The organism is Dietzia sp. PP-33, assembly GCF_033790845.1.
Classification (GTDB): Bacteria; Actinomycetota; Actinomycetes; order Mycobacteriales; family Mycobacteriaceae; genus Dietzia.
Window position 1 is genome coordinate 344,205 of the sequence record NZ_JAMYEI010000001.1, and the last position, 18,196, is coordinate 362,400.

Genomic DNA, 18,196 nt, shown 5'->3' on the forward strand with positions numbered 1-18,196 from the left:
CGGTCTAGCGCGCGGCCCCCATGAGCCGCATGATCTCGTCGGCGGCACCGTCGACGGAGACCTGGGTGACCTCTCCGGTCGCGCGTTCCCGGAGCTCCACGGTCCCCTCCGACCAGCCTCGACCGACGACCACGACCCAGGGCACACCGATCAGTTCGGCATCCTTGAACTTCACCCCCGGGGAGGCCTTCCGGTCGTCGAAGAGCACCTCGAGTCGGGCCCGGTCGAAGGCCTCGACGAGCGTCGCCGCACCAGCGGCGGCGGCCTCGTCCTTGTTCGCGATCACCACGTGGACGTCGGCGGGGGCGGCCTCGGCCGGCCAGACCAACCCCTTGTCGTCGGCGAACTGCTCGGCCAACACGGCAACGAGACGGGAGACCCCGATGCCGTACGACCCCATCGTCACCCTCGCCGGTTTGCCGTTCTCCCCGAGGACGTCGAACCCGAAGGCGTCGGTGTACTTGCGGCCGAGCTGGAAGATGTGTCCGATCTCGATACCCCGGGCGAGGGTCAGCGTGCCGTGCCCGCCGGGGGCCTCGTCACCCTCCCGGACCTCCGCGGCCTCGATCGTGCCGTCGGGGGTGAAGTCGCGCCCGCACACCAGGTCGACGACGTGCCGGCCCGGCTGGTCGGATCCGGTGATCCACGTTGTGCCCTCGACCACTCTGGGGTCGACCAGGTACCGGACCCCGCCCGCGAGCAACGCGGCGGGGCCGATGTATCCCTTCACCAGGAAAGGGTGGGCCGCGAAGTCGGCCTCGTCCAGGACGGCGACCTCGGCGGGCTCCAGCCCCGCCTCCACCCGCTTCATGTCCACCTCGCGGTCCCCGGGCAGTCCCACCCCGAGCAGCTCCCAGTCCTTTCCGGGCCACCGGACCTTGAGGAGCACGTTCTTGAGGGTGTCCGCGGCGGTCACCTCGCGTCCGAGGTCCGCACCGTTGGCCCAGTCGACCAGCTTGTCGATCGTCGGGGTGTCCGGGGTCTCGTGGACGACGGCGTCCGGGAGACCCTCGAGGGCGCGGGCCGGCGGTACGGGGGTCACCACGGCCTCGACGTTGGCCGCGTACTCCCCGTCGGTCGAGCGGACGAAGGTGTCCTCGCCCGCCGGGGCGATGGCCAGGAACTCCTCCGAGGCCGACCCGCCCATCGCGCCCGACGTCGCGGCGCAGATGACGTACTCGATACCCAGACGGTCGAAGATCCTCTGGTAGGCCTGGCGATGCGCCTGGTAGGAGCGCTCGAGACCGGCGTCGTCGAGGTCGAAGGAGTACGAGTCCTTCATGGTGAACTCGCGGCCCCGGAGGATGCCGGCACGGGGCCGTTCCTCGTCCCGGTACTTGGTCTGGATCTGGTAGAGGGTGACCGGCAGATCCTTGTAGGAGGAGTACTCGCCCTGCACGGTGAGCGTGAACAGCTCCTCGTGGGTGGGGCCGAGCAGCATGTCGTTGCCCTTGCGGTCCTTGAGCCGGAACAGTGCCGACCCGTACTCGGTCCACCGGCCCGTGGTCTCGAAGGGCTCGCGGGGCAGGAGCGCGGGGAGACTGATCTCCTGCGCGCCGGACGCGTTCATCTCCTCGCGCACCACCTGCTCGACCCTGCGCAGGGTGCGCAGACCGAGTGGCAGCCACGAGTACACGCCCGGGGCGACGCGCCGGACGTATCCGGCGCGGACCAGGAGTTTGTGGCTCAGGACCTCGGCGTCGGCCGGGTCGTCGCGGAGCGTACGCAGGAAAAGGTGGGACAGGCGCGTGATCACGGTGGTCAAGCGTAGCCGCACGGGAACCCACCGCCGGAGCGACGGTAGCCTCAGCCGGGTGCGCATCCTCCTATCGCCCTCCGAGACCAAGTCCGTCGGCGGTTCGGGAGGCCCCCTCGATCTGGCCTCGCTCTCGCTGACCGAGCTGACCGAGACGCGCAGATCGGTGGCTGACGCGCTGGTGACGAAGTGTGTCGACGACCCGGTCGGTGCGCGGTCCGCGCTCGGGTTGAGCGACACCCAGTCCGAGGAGGTGACCCTCGACGCGCAGCTGTGGTCCTCCCCCACCGCGCCCGCACTGAGCAGGTACACCGGGGTCCTCTACGACGCGCTCGACCAGACCTCGTTGACCCGGGCCGCGCGGTCGCGCGCAGAATCCCGGCTGTGGATCGGGTCGGCGCTGTTCGGTCTGATCGCCGCCGCCGACCCCATCCCCCACTACCGGCTCTCCGCGGGCACCCGACTCCCCGGCACGGGAACGCTGCGCACCACGTGGAAGCCTGCGCTCACGGCGGCTACCGCCGGCTGGGCCGACGATCTGGTGGTCGACCTGCGCTCCGGCGGCTACCACCAGTTGGGGCCCGTCACCGGTGCGGTGACCGTCGACGTGGTCACCGAGTACCCCGACGGCACCCGCAAGGTGGTGTCGCACTTCTCCAAGTTCCACAAGGGGCTGCTGGCGCGCACACTGGCCACCTCACGGGCGGAGATGGGCGACGTGGCCGCGCTCCTGCGCGTCGCGAGACGGGCCGGGCACACCCTCGAACGCACCTCGGAGACCGCTCTCACGATGGTCACCGATCCCTGAGCGGGCACCTCCGAGGTGGGGGGGGGGGGACGGTCAGGCGCCGTTCAGGAACTCGTGAGGACCTGTGGCAGGCCGGCGACCTCACCCACCACCACGATCGCGGGCGGGCGGACGTCGAATTCCTCGAGCGTGCCGGCCATCGTCCCGATGGTGCACCGGTGCGTGGCCTGGCCGTCGAGACTGCCGTCCATGATGATCGCGGCCGGGGTGTCCGCCGATCTCCCGCCGGCCATGAGGGATTCCGCGATGGCCGGGGAGTTCTTGACGCCCATCAGCACGACCAGGGTGCCCCGCATCCGTGCGAGCGCGTCCCAATCGATGAGGGAGTTCGGGTGTCCCGGTGGCAGGTGTCCTGAGACCACGGTGACCTCATGGGTCATCCCGCGGTTGCTGACGGGGATCCCCGCCAGAGCGGGGACGCTGAGGGCGCTGGACACACCGGGGACGACGGTGCAGGGGATCCCGGCCTCGGCACAGGCGTGCGCCTCCTCGTATCCCCGCCCGTAGAGGAACGGGTCACCGCCCTTGAGCCGCACCACGAACTTGCCCTCCCGCGCCCGGTCCACGAGCACCTGGTTGATGGCCTCCTGCGCCATCGAGCGGCCGTACGGGATCTTGGCCGCGTCCACGATCTCCACGTCCGGGCGCAGTTCCCCCAGTGGTCGCTGGGGCGCGAGGCGGTCGGCCACCACGACGTCGGCACGGGAGAGCAACCGATGGCCCCGGACCGTCATGAGATCGTCCGCACCCGGCCCCCCGCCCACCAGCGCGACGGTCCCCCGCAATTTCTCCTCGGCCTGTGGCGCCTCCGCCCCGGCCACGCTCAGGGCGCGGGCGACGACGTCGCGGGCCTCGGCGGTCCGGGCGCGGTCGCCGGTGAGCACTGCCACCAGCATCTCGTCACGGCGCACCACCGCGGGCGTCACCGCGGTGCCGGAGTGGACCGCGTCTGACCGGACGCAGAAGGTGCGCAACTGCTCGGCCTCTGCCGCGACCCGGGCGTTGACCAGGGAATTCCTGGTGGCGGCCACCACGTACCAGGCGCCCTCGAGATCCCCGGTGTAGTACTCGCGGTCCTCCCACCGGATCCGCCCGGAGTCGACCAGTACCTGCAGGGTGGGAGTGATCTCCGGGCTCACCAGGTGCACGGCGGCACCCGCCTCGAGGAGGACGGGGATGCGTCGCTGGGCCACCGACCCTCCGCCGATCACCACGACACGGCGGCCTTCGAGGTCCAGTCCGACGGGGTACGGGTTCACGGGCCGGATCATGCCCCCGATCCTATCCGTCGGCGGTGGCGTCGCCCGCCTCGCCCCGAGGGTCTGTGACGGGCGTCATCCCCCGGCCACGGTGGCACCGCGGCGGGGGATGACAGGGGGTCGTCGAGCGGGTCTACGCCCGGGCTCAGGCCTTCTGGTCGAGCTTGAGGGTGCGCGTCGAGCGTTCGAACTGCTCGGTGAACAGCGCCGGCTCGGCGGCGAGGTCGCGGCCGAGCGACGGGATCATCTCCTCGAGGGCCGGCTTCCAGTCGGCGAAACGACTCGGGAAGCAGCGCTGGAGTACGTCGACCATCGCGTCGACGGCGGTCGAGGCACCGGGAGAGGCCCCCAGTAGACCGGCGATCGACCCGTCCGCGGCGTTCACCACGGCCGTGCCGAACTCCAGCGTGCCACCGCGGCCGTTGGGCTTGATCACCTGGACGCGCTGGCCGGCGACGACCTTCTCCCAGTCGCCTTCCCGCGCGGAGGGCACGAAGTCCCGGAGGGTGTCGACTCGCGCGCCGTGATTCTTGGCCAGCTCGGTGATGAGGTACTTGACCAGGCCCATCTCGGTCAGCCCGATGTTGGCCATGGGCATCAGGTTCCCCGGCCGGATGCTCGACGGGAGGTCGAGGAAGCTGCCCATCTTGAGGAACTTGGGGGTCCAGCCGGCGAACGGGCCGAAGAGAAGCCCCTTCTTGCCGTCGATCACCCGCGTGTCCAGGTGCGGCACCGACATCGGCGGCGCACCGACGGAGGCCTGGCTGTACACCTTGGCCTGGTGCTGGTCGACCAGTTCGGGGTCGGTGCAACGGAGCCACTGGCCCCCGACGGGGAACCCTCCGATGCCCTTGATCTCTGGGATCCCGGCTTTTTGCAGGAGGTGGAGCGCTCCGCCGCCGGCACCGACGAAGACGAACTTGGCGTCGACCGTCCGCTCGTCGCCGGTGTGGCGGTTGGCCACGGTCAGTCGCCAGGTGCCGTCGGTGTTGCGCTCGAGGTCCTTGACCTGGTTCTGGTAGTGGACCTCGGTTCCGGTCCGGGTGAGGTACTTGACGAACTGGCGCGTGAGTGCGCCGAAGTTGACATCGGTGCCGTTCTCGAAGTAGCTCAGTGCGAACGGCTGCTCGGGCGAGCGCTCCCGGGCCATCAGGGGCACGAGTCGCTCGAGCTCACCGAAGTCCGTGGTGTGCCCCATCCCCGGGAACAGGGGGTGTCCCGCGAGCTTCTCGTAGCGCCTACGCAGGTACTCCTGCCCGTCCGGGCCGGCCACGAAGCTCATGTGCGGCACCGGCCGGATCCACTCGGTCGGGTCGCCGAGGATGGTGTTCTCCACGGCGTACGACCAGAACTGCCGGGAGACCTGGAACTTCTCGTTGACGCTCACGGCCTTGGTGATGTCCACGTCGCCGTCGGCGGTCTTGGGCGAGTAGTTGAGTTCGCACAGAGCGGAGTGGCCGGTGCCGGCGTTGTTCCACGCGTCGGAGGACTCAAGCGCGGGGCCCTCGAGGCGCTCGAAGATCTCGATCTGCCAGTCGGGTTGGAGGCGTCGCAGAAGGGCCCCGAGCGTGGCGCTCATGGTTCCCGCGCCGATGAGCGCCACATCCGTCGTTCCGTGCTTTGCCACCTGATCTGCAGTCACCGGCTACCCTCGCTCATTGGTCGTGGACCCGAATCGGCGTCGACGCGGGCCGGTTCTACGACCCGCGTGCACCGGTTCCCAAGACTACTCACCGGCCTGCCCACACGGCACACCGGACTAGGGTGGTCGTCGTGTCTCCGCCCTCCCCCGATCCCGTCACCCCCGCCGGATCCGATGTGCAGTGGACCCCGGACCTCCTGGGTCCGTCCTACCGCCGCCGTGAGCTCCCGCTCGGCACCGATCCGGACGGCGAGGGGCCGATCTCGGCCACCCTGGTGCGGCACGAGGACGCGCCGGCCGATCCCGTCGCGGCCCTGCTGGTCGTCCACGGACTGTCGGACTACTTCTTCCACACGCATCTCGCGGACTTCCTGGCCGGGCGCGGGATCGCCACGTACGGCGTGGACCTGCGCAAGTGCGGCCGCTCGAGGAGGGACGGACTGACGCCACATTTCGTCACCGATCTGGAGAGATACGACGACGAGCTGGACCAGTCTCTGGCCGTGATCGAGGGCGACCACCCGGGGCTGCCGGTCATCGTGGCCGCGCACTCGACGGGCGGGTTGGTGGTGCCGCTGTGGCTCGACCGACGTCGCGACCGGGGTGCACTGGGCCCCGTGGTGGGCCTCGTGCTCAACTCCCCGTGGTTCCAGCTCGACGTCCCGGATCGCGTCCGTCCGCTCCTGGACCCGGTCATCCGCACCCTGGGCTCGGCCAGGCCCTACTACCAGCTCCCCCTGAAGACATCCGCCCGGTACGTGGTGAGTACGCACATCGACCACGACGGGGACTTCCACTTCGACACCACTCTCAAGCCCCCGGGCGGGGTCGGGGTCCGGGCGGGATGGCTGGCGGCGGTCCGCCGGGCGCAGAAGCGTCTCCAATCCGGGGTCCACCTGCCGCTGCCCGTGCTCATGCTGCGGTCCACGGCATCGTGGATGGGCGCTCGCGGCAGGGACGGGGAACCCGACGTCGACACCGACCTGATCCTCGACGTCCGTTCGATGGAGCGCTACGCGGACCGGGTCTCCGACCGGGTCACCGACGTTCCCGTCGCCGGCGCCCGCCACGACGTGTTCCTCTCCCGTGCCGACGTCCTCGAGGTGGTCTTCGACCACCTCGGCGTCTGGCTGGACCAGATTCTCGCACCCCACACCAAGGAGTCCTGACGACCATGACCCAGTCCCCCTCCCGGCACTTCGACCTCATCGTGATCGGAACCGGCAGCGGAAACTCGTTGATCGACGACTCGTTCGCCGACAAGTCGGTGGCGATCTGTGAGAAGGGAACATTCGGCGGGACGTGTCTCAACGTGGGGTGCATCCCCACCAAGATGTTCGTCTACACGGCCGACACCGCCACCTCGATAGAGCACTCCGGCACGTACGGGATCGACTCGACGCTCGACGGGGTCCGGTGGCAGGACATCGTCTCCCGGGTGTTCGATCGGCGGATCGACCCCATCGCCTCCAGTGGCGAGGACTACCGACGCAACCGCTGCGACAACGTCACGGTGTACGACGGCCACGCGACCTTCGTCGGCCCGCGCACCATCGACACGGGCACCGGGGAGATCATCACCGCGGACTCCGTGGTGATCGCGGCCGGCGCACGCCCCTCCATCCCTTCGATCGTCACTGACGCGGGAGTGGCGTACTACACCAGCGACGACGTGATGCGGATCCCCGAACTTCCCAGATCCATGGTGATCCAGGGCTCCGGGTTCATCGCGTGTGAGTTCGCCCACGTGTTCTCCTCGCTGGGCGTCGAGGTGACAGTCATCGGGCGTTCGGACGTGTTGCTCAAGTACCTCGACCGCGAACTGGCGGAGAGGTTCACCCGTCAGGCAGGGCGCAGGTGGGACGTCAGACTCGGGCAGGAGATCACGGAGATGACCGCGACGGGCGAGGACCGGCGCGGGGTCGAGATCACCTTCGAGGACGGATCCACCTGCTCGGGTGAGACTCTCCTGGTCGCCACGGGTCGCACCCCGAACGGGGATCTCCTCGGCCTCGACGCGGCCGGGGTGCGGATGGACGGCGAGCGCGTCCACGTCGACGAGTACGGCCGCACCACCGCGGACGGCGTATGGGCCCTCGGTGACGTCAGTTCGCCGTTCCAGCTCAAGCACGTCGCCAACCACGAACAGCGGGTGCTCGGACACAACCTGCGGCACCCGGACGACCTCCACGCCGTCAACCACCGGCTCGTCCCCTACGCCGTGTTCACGTGGCCGCAGATCGCCTCGGTGGGCCTGACCGAGGCCGAGGCCCGCGACGCCGGGTACGACGTCACGGTCAAGGTCCAGGACTACGGCGACGTGGCGTACGGCTGGGCGATGGAAGATTCGGTCGGCTGCTGCAAGCTCATCGCGGACCGTGCCACCGGGTTGCTCGTGGGTGCCCATCTCATGGGGGCCCACGCGCCGTCGCTGGTCCAGATCCTGATCCAGGCCATGGAGTTCGAGATCACCGTTCCCGAGCTCGCACGCAGGCAGTACTGGATCCACCCCGCGATGGCCGAGGTCGTCGAGAACGCCCTGCTCGGTCTGGACTTCCCGGACCGCGGGTTCTAGACGGACCCGCTTGTAGGCGGGCCGGCTTCCAGGCGGACCGGCTTCTAGGCGGACGGCAGTGTCAGGATCTCGTGACCGTCCTCGGTCACCAGCACCGTGTGCTCGAACTGGGCGGTCCACGCCCTGTCGGCCGTGGTGACCGTCCAGTCGTCGTCCCAGACGTCGAACCCGGGTCCGCCGAGCGAGATCATGGGTTCGACGGTGAGCGTCATCCCCGGCTCCAGCACCTCGGTCCGCGACGGCTCGTCGTAGTGCAGCACGACGAGACCGTTGTGGAATGTCGGACCCACCCCGTGGCCGGTGAACTCACGGACCACCGTGTAGTCGAACCTGCGGGCGTAGGACTCGATCACCCGGCCGATCACGTTGATCTCCCGACCCGGGCGGATCGCCCTGATCCCACGGTCCATGGCCTCCCTGGTCCGTTCGACCAGGAGCCTGTTCTCCTCGCTGACCTCGCCGGCGAGGAACGTGGCGTTGGTGTCACCGTGGACCCCACCGATATAGGCGGTGACGTCGATGTTGACGATGTCCCCGTCCCGGATCACGGTCGTGTCGGGGATCCCGTGGCAGATCACCTCGTTGAGGGACACGCAGCAGGACTTGGGGAATGCCTTGTACCCGAGGGTCGACGGGTACGCACCGTGATCACACATGTAGTCGTGGGCGATACGGTCGAGCTCGTCCGTCGTGACCCCCGGGGCCACGGCCTGCCCCGCCACCACGAGGGCGTCCGCCGCGATCGTGCACGCCCGACGCATCGACTCGATCACCTCGGGCGTCTGCACCCACGGTTCACCGTTGGCCTCGTCTACCCGGTCGCGCCAGACGTACTCCGGCCGCGGGATCGTCTCGGGGACGGTCCGGATCGGGGTGGGCTCACCGGGGACGAGGGGCTGACGGGTCGAGGTGGTCATGACACCAGGATAGGCCCGATCGACGGGCGGTCGACGACATGGTGCCGGCACTGCCGGTGCCGACACGGCCCCGCTGCCCGGCCACCGGCTCCCGGCGGGTCACATCAGGACCGTCGCATAGTCGATCACATCGGACATGCCCACCCTCCGGTAGGCGGAACGGGCGGCGGAGTTGGACCCGTTCACCACCAACGACGGGGTCAGGCTCGTGGCCTGGAGGGCGGCGCACACCGCCGCGATCCCGCCGGACCCCAGTCCCGCCCCCCTCCGGTCGGGGCGGACCCAGACACCCTGGATCTGCGCGGACCGCGGGGAGACGGCCGCGACGTCCGCTTTGAAGAACACCCCGCCGTCATCGGTCCCCACCCAGGTCCTCCCCCGCGACAGGGAGCGCGCGACGCGGCGTCGGAAGGGGATCCCGGACCCCACGGCGAACGGATCGGACCCCAGCTCCTCGCGGTACATCGCCGCGGCGGCGGCCAGGACCTGTTCGAACTCGCTCAGTGACGCGGCCCGGATACCGCCGAGCACCAGGCCCTGTTCAACCGGTCGTTCCAGCGCCATGAGGAACTGTGAGTCCCGGATCTCCCTGGGCGGGTCCCAACAGGCCCCGAGGGAGGCCCACAGCGCCGCGACGTGCTCCCGCCGACCGTGTACGGACATGGGCCCGAATCCCAGACCGGCGACCGCCCGACCGAGAGCGTGGTGGTCGACCGCGTCGCCCCGTAGCGGCAGCACCGAACTCCCCACGAACACGAGGGACCGGCCGGGACCCCCGAGGGTGAGGAACCGTCCCTCCGGTCCGGGACCGGCACCGGAGGCGGCGACCTTCTCGGCCGCGGGGCACGACACCAGCGGGTCGGACTCGAGGACCCCGAGCACCTCGCGGGTCTCGCCGGCGTCCACCCCTCGGCAACCACCGGTCTGGGCCCGCGGCGCAGCCGTATCGGTCATCGGCCTATCGCGTGACCTTGACCTGCGGGCCCTGCCCCTCGGCCGCCTCGCCGACGGGCTCGCCCATCTCCTCCGCGATCCGCATCGCCTCTTCGATGAGGGTCTCGACGATCATCGCCTCCGGCACGGTCTTGATGACCTCGCCCTTGACGAAGATCTGACCCTTGCCGTTGCCCGACGCGACGCCAAGATCGGCCTCACGTGCCTCACCGGGCCCGTTGACGACGCAACCCATGACCGCCACCCGCAGGGGGACACTCATCCCCTCCAGACCGGCCGTGACCTCGTCGGCGAGCTTGTACACATCGACCTGGGCCCGTCCGCACGACGGGCAGGACACGATCTCGAGCTTGCGGGGACGCAGGTTCAGCGACTGCAGGATCTGCCCGCCGACCTTGATCTCTTCGACCGGGGGCGCGGAGAGCGAGACCCGGATCGTGTCCCCGATCCCCTCCGACAGCAGGGCCCCGAAGGCGACCGCCGACTTGATGGTGCCCTGGAACGCCGGCCCGGCCTCGGTCACGCCCAGGTGCAACGGGTAGTCCGACCGCGCGGCCAACTGCCGGTAGGCCTCCACCATGATCACCGGGTCGTTGTGCTTGACGGAGATCTTGATGTCACCGAACCCGTGTTCCTCGAAGAGCGAGGCCTCCCACAACGCCGACTCCACGAGGGCCTCAGGCGTGGCCTTGCCGTACTTGGCCAGAAGGCGGGGATCCAACGATCCGGCGTTCACCCCGATGCGGATCGGGATGCCGGCGGCACCGGCGGCCTTGGCGACCTCTCCGACCCGGCCGTCGAACTCCTTGATGTTGCCCGGGTTCACGCGTACCGCCGCGCAGCCGGCGTCGATCGCCGCGAAGATGTACTTCGGTTGGAAATGGATGTCCGCGATCACGGGGATCGGCGACTTGCGGGCGATGGTCTCCAGCGCGTCGGCGTCCTCCTGACGGGGGCACGCCACGCGGACGATGTCGCAGCCCGACGCGGTGAGTTCGGCGATCTGCTGGAGGGTGGCGTTGATGTCGTGGGTCTTGGTGGTCGTCATGGACTGGACGGACACCGGATGCTCGCTGCCCACGCCCACCTGGCCCACGAAGAGCTGGCGCGTCTGCCGCCGCGGCGCGAGGACCGGTGGCGGCCCGTCGGGCATGCCCAATCCGATGGGGATGGAGGAGGAGTCGTTCACAACAGGGCCTTCCGTAGGGGTTGCCAGCCGGGTGCTCGCGTGTCCCGCCCACCATTATCCGCGTTTCGGGCCGCGGGGGCGAGATGGGCGTCCACACACTCAGCCTGTCAGCAGTATCGGGTTGACGAAGTCCGCGGTGATGACGATCGCCGACACGCCCATCAACAGGACGAACACCCCGATGGTGACGGGCGCCAACTTCTCGTAGTCCGCCGGGCCGCCCGGCGCCAGGCCACGGAGCCTGCGCAGCGCGTCCCGGATCTTCTCGTAGAACACCACCGCGATGTGTCCACCGTCGAAGGGGGTGAGCGGGACGAGGTTGAACGCCCCGAGGAACAGGTTCAGTCCGGCGAGGAAGAGCAGGAACAACCACCAGGCGCCCTGCTCGGCGGCCTGACCGCCGATGTGGCTCGCGCCCACCACGGAGACCGGCGAGTCGTCCGCCCGTTCGGCGCCGAAGATCGACGCGGCGACCGCAGGGATCTTGGACGGGAACGAGATCAGCCCGTCTATCGTCGCCTCGATCATCTCGCCGGTGAATGTGAAGGTGGCGGGGATCGCGCCGAGGGCGTCGTAGGTGTTGACCGTCTGGTAGGCGGGGTCATCGAGGATCTCCGGCGGGATGCCGTCGTCGGACAACCGCACCCCCAGCGCTCCCCGCGTCTCGCCCTCGTCGGTGGACGAGCTCAGCGTCGCCGTCGTCGTCACACTCTCCCCGTCCCGGTCGACGACGACCGGAACGGTCTCCCCGGGCCGTGCGGAGACCTCCTCGGACAGGTCTTCCCAACTGCCCACCGGCTGGCCGTCGACGGAGGTGATCCGGTCACCGGCCAGGATGCCGGCCTCACCCGCCGCGCCCACACCGACTCCACACCGGTCCGCACCGGCGCAGGTGTCGCCCACCACCGCTGCGACCCTGTCCGTCGGGATCGGTTGGACGTCACGGTTGACCAACCCCCAGCCCAGGGCGACGGTGTAGAACAGCGCGATCGCCAGGACGATGTTCATGGCGGGGCCGGCCAACAGCACCGCCACACGCTTCCACCACGCCTGACGCCACATCGCCTTGGGCTCGTCCTCCGGTGACAACTCGTCGTACGCCGTCATCCCCGCGATGTCGCAGAATCCGCCCAGCGGGACGGCCTTGAGCCCGTACTCGATGCCGCCGCGGTGCACCGACCACAGCGTCGGGCCGAAACCGACGAAGAACCGCCGGACCTTCATGCCCGACCACAACGCCACCCGCATGTGCCCGTACTCGTGGAGGACGATCGACACCATGATCCCGAGTGCGAACAACACGATCCCGAGCACCATCACGACTCAGCCCTCCCGGCCCGCGACGAGCGTGGCCGCGTGGCGCCGGGCCCAGGTCTCCGCCGCCGTGACGTCGTCCAGGTCGCGCGGATCGGACGACCACTCGTCAGCCGCCGCAACGGTGTCCGAGACCACCTCGACTATCTCCGTGAAACCGATCCGCCCGGCGAGGAACGCCGGGGCGGCCTCCTCGTTGGCGGCGTTGAACACGGCGGTCCGTAGACCCCCCGCCGCACCCGCCGCCCGGGCGACGGAGATCGCCGGGAAGGTCTGATCGTCCACGGGTTCGAACGTCCAGGTGTGTGACCGGGAGAAGTCGAGCGGGGTCGTGGCGCCGGGGATCCTGTCCGGCCAGCCCAGGGCGAGGGCGATGGGCAGCTTCATCGACGGCGGAGAGGCCTTGGCGATCGTGGCGCCGTCGACGAAGGTCACCGCCGAGTGCACGACCGACTGGGGATGGACCGTCACCTGGATCCTCTCGTAGGGCACCCCGAACAACAGGTGCGCCTCGATGAGCTCGAGCGCCTTGTTGACCAGTGTCGCGGAGTTGAGCGTGATCATGCGGCCCATCTGCCACGTGGGGTGCTGCAGGGCCTGCTCAGCGGTGACGTCCGCCAACTGCTCGCGGGTCCTGCCCCGGAACGGCCCGCCGGACGCGGTGAGGACCAGGCCGGCGACCTCGTCCGTCGATCCGGAACGCAGACACTGGGCCATCGCCGAGTGCTCGGAGTCCACGGGGACGAGCTGCCCCGGGGCCGCCGCGCCGGTGACGAGCGACCCGCCGGCGACCAGGGACTCCTTGTTGGCCAACGCCACCCTGGCGCCGGTCGCGAGTGCCGCCAGGGTGGGTCCGAGCCCGATCGAACCGTCGATGCCGTTGAGCACCACGTCCGCTGCCACCGCACCGACGAGCTCCGCGGCCCCGCCCGGGCCCTCGAAGACGACCACGTCCGGGAACCGTGCCCGGAGGCGCGCGGCCGCGCCGGGGTCCGCGACGGCGACGAACCCGGCACCCGTCGACACGATCTGGGAACCCAGCAGATCGATCCGTCCGCCACCCGCGGCCAGGCCCACCACCTCGAACCTGTCGGGACCGGCCTCGGAGGTCACCTCCAGTGCCTGGGTACCGATCGAGCCGGTGCTGCCGAGGACGAGAACGCGCGTGGTCACCCCGTCATTGTCCACGCCCGGGGCCCCGGGCGCCGCATCGACGACCACGCCGGGCGCGATACCGGCGGGTTACCCGTCGGCCCCGACCGGGCATGTGCCAGACTGAGCGGGATGTCGGCGGCCCGCAGGGCTGCCAGCGAGCCGTGAGGAGAACCGGGGAGCATGAGCGCGGACGGGCACCACACCAGCAAGGAAATCGTCGTGGAGGGCATCAGCTCCCTCGACGAGCCCTCGGTCCAGTGGGGCTGGCACCAGCACAGCAGGAAGGTCGGACTCGTCGTGGGCGGCTTCTTCGTGCTGTTCCTCCTGGCCATGCTGTTCGGCAACCACGTCGGCCGTGTCGAGGACATCTGGCTCGTGAGCATCGCCGTCTTCCTGGCGGTATGGATGTTCCTCGCACTCCGCCCGAAGAAGGACGACAGTCTGAAGAGGGCCGAGATCTACGAGGTCCCCGGCGACCACTACTCGGTGGTCGGTGCCGCCGCGACCGGCGCCGTGGGGACCGCTCCCGCCAAGCGCTGATCCCTGCACGAGCAAGGGCCGACACCCGTGGGTGTCGGCCCTTCTTCGTGGTCGGTCGGCGTGGTCAGTCGGCGTGAGGCTCGTACCGGCTCCGGGAGGCGGTGGTCACCCGTCGGCCGCGAGTTGACCACAGGCGGCGGCGATCTCCTGTCCGCGGGTGTCCCGGACGGTGCAGGACACGCCAGCCTGCTGGACCGCGGCCTGGAACGCGTCCTGCTGGGGCTTCGGACTGGCGTCCCACTCGCTGCCGGGCGTCGGGTTGAGCGGGATGAGGTTGACGTGCGCCATGGGTCCGAGTCTCTGGGCGAGCAGACGACCGAGCATCTCCCCGCGCCACGTCTGGTCGTTGACATCGCGGATCAGTGCGTACTCGATCGACACGCGACGACCGGTGGCGTCGGCGTAGTGTCGCGCCGCGTCGATGACCTCGGCGACCGGCCACCGGTTGTTGACCGGTACGAGGGTGTCGCGCAGTTCGTCGTCGGGCGTGTGGAGTGAGACGGCCAGGGTGACATGCAGCCCCTCCTCCGCCAGACGATGGATCGCGGGGACGACTCCGACGGTCGACACCGTGACCGAGCGCTGGGACAAGCCGAAGCCGGACGGCGGCGGCGAGACGATGCCCCGGACGGCAGTGAGAACCCGCTTGTAGTTGGCGAGCGGCTCCCCCATCCCCATGAACACCACGTTCGACAGACGGCCCGGTCCGCCGGGAACCTCCCCGTCCCGCATGGCCCGGGCGGCCTCCCGCACCTGTTCGAGGATCTCCGCGGCCGAGAGGTTGCGATCAAGCCCGGCCTGCCCGGTGGCGCAGAACGGGCAGGCCATGCCGCACCCGGCCTGACTGGAGATACACAACGTCGCCCGGTCCGGGTACCGCATGAGGACGCTCTCCACGAGCGAACCGTCGTGCAGCTTCCACAGCGTCTTGCGGGTGGTGCCCCCGTCGGCGGAAATGTGCCGCACCGAGGAGGCGAGCCGGGGGAACAGGTCCGCTCCGACCCTGTCACGGAGTTCGACGGGCAGGTCCGTCATGGCACCCGGGTCCGCCTCGAGTCGCCCGAAGTACTGGTTGGCGAGCTGCTTTCCGCGGAACGCGGGGACCCCGAGTTCCCCCATCGCCTCGGCCCTGCCCTCGGCGTCGAGGTCGGCGAAATGACGAGGGGGAAGGCCGCGGCGGGGGGCATCGAAGACGAGGGGTAGGGGTTCAACCATGATGGCAGCCATTGTGTCAGAAACCAGTCGTCACGACACACCGCCACCGGATGACGTCGACGCCGGGGAGGGAATAGAGTCCACCCATGGCCACGCGTTCGCACGATCCCGTAGACCCTGACCACACCGATCACGCCGCCGGATCGGCGGAGATCACGCCCGTCGACGACACCCACGCCTCTGCCCCGGCGACGGTGCCCGCCGAGGGCACGCGCGGGGGCCGGAGAGATCACGAGGCCGGCTATCCCGATTCCGCGGGGGGCAGACTGGGGTCCGCATGGGTGGGTCTGGTGCTCGGTGCGCTCGTGACCATCCTGCTGCTGATCTTCATCGCGCAGAACACCACCTCGACGGACGTGCGCTACCTGGGCCTCGAGTTCAGCCTCCCACTGGGGGTCCTGGTGCTGTTCGCCGCGATCGCCGGCGCACTGATCATGGCACTGTTCGCGGGGTTCCGTATCCTGCAGCTGCGGATGCGGGCCCGCAAGGCGCGAAAGCTCACCTCCCGCCAACACTGACGGTGGTGTCGGCCGGTGGTCCCGGCCGGCGGTCCTGTCGACCGGTCAGGTCGGGACGACGTAGGTGAAGATGATCCACACGACCACCGCAGTGGGCAGGACCGAGTCGAGGCGGTCCATGAAGCCACCGTGTCCGGGCAGCATGGTGCCCATGTCCTTGATCCCCAGATCCCGCTTGACCTGGGACTCGATGAGGTCACCCAGGGTCGCCGTGAACACCGTGAGGACGCCGAGCAACACGCCCTTGAGAACGGCGTCGTCGAACAGCAGTACCACCACCAGCGCACCGCCGACCACCGCGAACAGCATGGACCCGACGAAGCCCTCCCAGGATTTCTTCGGACTGATCGCGGGCACCATCGGGTGTCTCCCGAACAGCACCCCGGCGATGTACCCCCCGACATCGGAACACACGACCAGGAGGATCAGCGCCACGACACGTTGGGCCCCGTAGTCGCCGTCGGCGAGCATCGCGCCGAGCGCGCCGGGCACGGCGATCCACACCAGGACGAAGACGGAGACCGAGACGTCGCGCAGGAAGTTCTGGGGGGCCGTGGTCAGACCCGCCATCAGGAGGCGCCAGACCAGCACCACCACGGTGGTGGCGGCGAACGCCGCGAACGCACCCTTGGCCTCGGCGAAGAACCCGGCCCAGACCATCGCCTGTCCGCCCACGAGCAGCGGGATCAGCGGGAGCCGGAACTGGGCCTGCCGTAGCCGCTTGAAGACCTCCCACGTGCCGATGGCCACCGCCGCGGCGGCGACCAGATACCACGCCCTGGGGTTGAACGCGATACTCGCGATCACCAGTGCCCCGAGCCCGACGCCCACGGGGATGGCCCGGGTCAGATCCCGGCCCGCTCGCGACGGAGGTGCTGCGGCCGCGGCGGTGGGCCCGGGTGGGCCGGACGGTGCGGAGTCCACGGCGATTCTCCTCGGGTGTCGGGTGGTGGGTGGATGGACCGGCGGCAGAGGGCGGGCCGGGAGGTCAGACCTCCATCAATTCGCCTTCCTTGGCCTTGACGAGCTCGTCCACGTCGGCCACGAAACGGTGGGTGAGCTTGTCGAGTTCCTTCTCGGCGGCGTTGACCTCGTCCTCGCCCGCCTCGCCGTCCTTGTCGATGCGCTTGAGCTCGTCCATCGCCTTGCGCCGGACGCCCCGGAGCGCGATGCGGCCGTCCTCGGCCTTGGACTTGGCCTGCTTGACCAGGTCGCGACGCCGCTCCTCGGTGAGCTGCGGCACCGTCACGCGCAGGACCTGGCCGTCGTTGGTCGGGTTCACGCCGAGGTCGGAGTTCCGGATGGCGTTCTCGATCGGGCCGATCTGGGACATCTCGTAGGGCTTGATGATGAGCATCCGCGGCTCGGGCACCGCGATACTCGCCATCTGAGTGATGGGGGTCAGGGCGCCGTAGTACTCACAGAGCACCCGGTTGAACATGCCGGGGTTGGCGCGACCGGTACGGATGGCGGCGAGCTCGTCACGGACGTGCTCGATGGCCTTCTCCATCTTGTCCTCGGCCTCGAGCAGCGTGTCGTCGATCATGTGGTTGCCTTCCGTTCTCTACTGTGACTACGGTTCGTCGGTCCTGCGCCTCAGGCCGGGGTGCTGACCAACGTCCCGATCTCCTCACCGGCGACAGCGCGCGCGATGTTGCCCTCGGTGAGCAGGTTGAAGACCATGATCGGCATCTTGTTGTCCATGCACAGGCTGAACGCGGTCGCGTCGGCCACCTTCAGTCCCCGTTCCAGGCACTCCCGGTGTTCGATGTGCGCGAACAGCTCCGCCTCGGGGTTGGTCCGCGGATCGTCGGAATAGACTCCGTCGACGGCCTTGGCCATCAGCAGCACCTCCGCCTTGATCTCGAGTGCGCGCTGTGCGGCGGTGGTGTCGGTGGAGAAGTAGGGCATGCCCATCCCGGCACCGAAGATCACCACGCGGCCCTTCTCCAGATGCCGCTCTGCGCGGAGCGGGATGTACGGTTCCGCGACCTGGCCCATGTGGATGGCGGTCTGCACCCGTGTGGACACGCCCTCCTGCTCCAGGAAGTCCTGCAACGCCAGGCAGTTCATGACGGTGCCGAGCATGCCCATGTAATCGCTCCGCGCCCGGTCGAGGCCACGCTGCTGCAACTGGGCACCACGGAAGAAGTTCCCGCCACCGATGACGATCGCGATCTGCGCGCCCGTACGGGACACCTCGGCGATCTGCCTGGCGACGGACTGCACCACATCGGGGTCGATCCCCACGCCTCCGCCGCCGAACATCTCGCCGCCCAGCTTGAGCATCACACGTCTGTAGCCGTCCCGCGGGTCGGTCATCGCTCTCCTAGTCCCGGACGGATCACGCCCGT

17 protein-coding genes are annotated in these 18,196 nt (G+C 69.5%); 5 read left to right on the forward strand and 12 right to left on the reverse strand.

What is annotated here, in order from left to right:
- Positions 1–4: 4 nt before the first annotated feature.
- Positions 5–1,756 (reverse strand): proline--tRNA ligase, encoded by a 1,752-nt coding sequence (locus NJE57_RS01695; protein ID WP_319026630.1) that lies wholly within the window; start codon positions 1,754–1,756, stop codon positions 5–7.
- A gap of 58 nt (positions 1,757–1,814) precedes the next feature.
- Here NJE57_RS01695 and NJE57_RS01700 point away from each other — a divergent pair, with 58 nt between their 5' ends.
- Positions 1,815–2,564: a peroxide stress protein YaaA gene (locus NJE57_RS01700; protein WP_319026631.1), complete on the forward strand. Its 750-nt coding sequence runs from the start codon at positions 1,815–1,817 to the stop codon at positions 2,562–2,564.
- A gap of 44 nt (positions 2,565–2,608) precedes the next feature.
- Here the strand turns inward: NJE57_RS01700 and cobA are convergent, their stop codons facing one another.
- Entirely contained in the window at positions 2,609–3,835 is a 1,227-nt protein-coding gene (gene cobA, locus NJE57_RS01705; protein WP_319026632.1) for a uroporphyrinogen-III C-methyltransferase, read from the reverse strand.
- Positions 3,836–3,968: 133 nt separating this feature from the next.
- Complete coding sequence (gene mqo / locus NJE57_RS01710) at positions 3,969–5,465, reverse strand: malate dehydrogenase (quinone) (RefSeq protein WP_319026633.1); 1,497 nt, start codon at positions 5,463–5,465, stop codon at positions 3,969–3,971.
- 131 nt (positions 5,466–5,596) lie between these two features.
- Between mqo and NJE57_RS01715 the strand changes: the two genes are divergently transcribed.
- Entirely contained in the window at positions 5,597–6,634 is a 1,038-nt protein-coding gene (locus NJE57_RS01715; RefSeq protein ID WP_319026634.1) for an alpha/beta hydrolase, read from the forward strand.
- A 5-nt stretch (positions 6,635–6,639) separates the two neighbouring features.
- Positions 6,640–8,040 carry a mycothione reductase gene (mtr, locus tag NJE57_RS01720; protein WP_319026635.1) on the forward strand — a complete coding sequence of 467 codons (1,401 nt, stop codon included), beginning with the start codon at positions 6,640–6,642 and terminating at the stop codon, positions 8,038–8,040.
- Between the two features lie 44 nt (positions 8,041–8,084).
- On the opposite strand, the gene map is transcribed toward mtr, so the two are convergent.
- From map to dxr, 5 genes are all read right to left on the reverse strand, one after another.
- Entirely contained in the window at positions 8,085–8,957 is an 873-nt protein-coding gene (gene map / locus NJE57_RS01725; RefSeq protein WP_319026636.1) for a type I methionyl aminopeptidase, read from the reverse strand.
- A gap of 99 nt (positions 8,958–9,056) precedes the next feature.
- A complete protein-coding gene (locus NJE57_RS01730; protein ID WP_319026637.1) occupies positions 9,057–9,911 on the reverse strand; it encodes a GNAT family N-acetyltransferase in 855 nt (284 codons plus the stop codon).
- Positions 9,912–9,915: 4 nt separating this feature from the next.
- Positions 9,916–11,064, reverse strand: coding sequence for a flavodoxin-dependent (E)-4-hydroxy-3-methylbut-2-enyl-diphosphate synthase (ispG, locus tag NJE57_RS01735; protein WP_319027062.1), 1,149 nt, complete (start codon positions 11,062–11,064; stop codon positions 9,916–9,918).
- A 135-nt stretch (positions 11,065–11,199) separates the two neighbouring features.
- Positions 11,200–12,417, reverse strand: coding sequence for a M50 family metallopeptidase (locus NJE57_RS01740; RefSeq protein WP_319026638.1), 1,218 nt, complete (start codon positions 12,415–12,417; stop codon positions 11,200–11,202).
- Positions 12,418–12,423: 6 nt separating this feature from the next.
- The gene (gene dxr / locus NJE57_RS01745; protein ID WP_319026639.1) at positions 12,424–13,587 is read right to left on the reverse strand and encodes a 1-deoxy-D-xylulose-5-phosphate reductoisomerase; all 1,164 of its coding nucleotides are present in this window, start codon (positions 13,585–13,587) and stop codon (positions 12,424–12,426) included.
- 162 nt (positions 13,588–13,749) lie between these two features.
- Between dxr and NJE57_RS01750 the strand changes: the two genes are divergently transcribed.
- Positions 13,750–14,109 carry a DUF2631 domain-containing protein gene (locus tag NJE57_RS01750; protein WP_319026640.1) on the forward strand — a complete coding sequence of 120 codons (360 nt, stop codon included), beginning with the start codon at positions 13,750–13,752 and terminating at the stop codon, positions 14,107–14,109.
- A gap of 105 nt (positions 14,110–14,214) precedes the next feature.
- On the opposite strand, the gene rlmN is transcribed toward NJE57_RS01750, so the two are convergent.
- Positions 14,215–15,324, reverse strand: a complete 1,110-nt coding sequence (gene rlmN, locus NJE57_RS01755; protein WP_319026641.1) for a 23S rRNA (adenine(2503)-C(2))-methyltransferase RlmN — start codon at positions 15,322–15,324, stop codon at positions 14,215–14,217.
- 86 nt (positions 15,325–15,410) lie between these two features.
- Between rlmN and NJE57_RS01760 the strand changes: the two genes are divergently transcribed.
- Positions 15,411–15,842 carry a lipopolysaccharide assembly LapA domain-containing protein gene (locus tag NJE57_RS01760; RefSeq protein WP_319026642.1) on the forward strand — a complete coding sequence of 144 codons (432 nt, stop codon included), beginning with the start codon at positions 15,411–15,413 and terminating at the stop codon, positions 15,840–15,842.
- 45 nt (positions 15,843–15,887) lie between these two features.
- On the opposite strand, the gene NJE57_RS01765 is transcribed toward NJE57_RS01760, so the two are convergent.
- The 3 genes from NJE57_RS01765 to pyrH form a co-directional block, all read right to left on the reverse strand.
- Positions 15,888–16,766 (reverse strand): phosphatidate cytidylyltransferase, encoded by an 879-nt coding sequence (locus NJE57_RS01765; protein WP_319026643.1) that lies wholly within the window; start codon positions 16,764–16,766, stop codon positions 15,888–15,890.
- Positions 16,767–16,830: 64 nt separating this feature from the next.
- On the reverse strand, positions 16,831–17,388 hold the full coding sequence (gene frr, locus NJE57_RS01770; RefSeq protein WP_319026644.1) for a ribosome recycling factor: 558 nt from the start codon (positions 17,386–17,388) through the stop codon (positions 16,831–16,833).
- Between the two features lie 50 nt (positions 17,389–17,438).
- Positions 17,439–18,164 carry a UMP kinase gene (gene pyrH / locus NJE57_RS01775; RefSeq protein ID WP_319026645.1) on the reverse strand — a complete coding sequence of 242 codons (726 nt, stop codon included), beginning with the start codon at positions 18,162–18,164 and terminating at the stop codon, positions 17,439–17,441.
- Positions 18,165–18,196 lie beyond the last annotated feature (32 nt).

Excerpts from the sequence above, each read along its gene's own strand:
- NJE57_RS01740 (WP_319026638.1), bottom strand. The coding sequence starts at position 12,417 with ATGGTGCTCGGGATCGTGTTGTTCGCACTCGGGATCATGGTGTCGATC.
- NJE57_RS01750 (WP_319026640.1), top strand. The coding sequence starts at position 13,750 with ATGAGCGCGGACGGGCACCACACCAGCAAGGAAATCGTCGTGGAGGGC.
- mtr (WP_319026635.1), top strand. The coding sequence starts at position 6,640 with ATGACCCAGTCCCCCTCCCGGCACTTCGACCTCATCGTGATCGGAACC.
- map (WP_319026636.1), bottom strand. The coding sequence starts at position 8,957 with ATGACCACCTCGACCCGTCAGCCCCTCGTCCCCGGTGAGCCCACCCCG.
- cobA (WP_319026632.1), bottom strand. The coding sequence starts at position 3,835 with ATGATCCGGCCCGTGAACCCGTACCCCGTCGGACTGGACCTCGAAGGC.
- pyrH (WP_319026645.1), bottom strand. The coding sequence starts at position 18,164 with ATGACCGACCCGCGGGACGGCTACAGACGTGTGATGCTCAAGCTGGGC.
- ispG (WP_319027062.1), bottom strand. The coding sequence starts at position 11,064 with ATGCCCGACGGGCCGCCACCGGTCCTCGCGCCGCGGCGGCAGACGCGC.
- rlmN (WP_319026641.1), bottom strand. The coding sequence starts at position 15,324 with ATGGTTGAACCCCTACCCCTCGTCTTCGATGCCCCCCGCCGCGGCCTT.
- frr (WP_319026644.1), bottom strand. The coding sequence starts at position 17,388 with ATGATCGACGACACGCTGCTCGAGGCCGAGGACAAGATGGAGAAGGCC.
- NJE57_RS01730 (WP_319026637.1), bottom strand. The coding sequence starts at position 9,911 with ATGACCGATACGGCTGCGCCGCGGGCCCAGACCGGTGGTTGCCGAGGG.
- NJE57_RS01760 (WP_319026642.1), top strand. The coding sequence starts at position 15,411 with ATGGCCACGCGTTCGCACGATCCCGTAGACCCTGACCACACCGATCAC.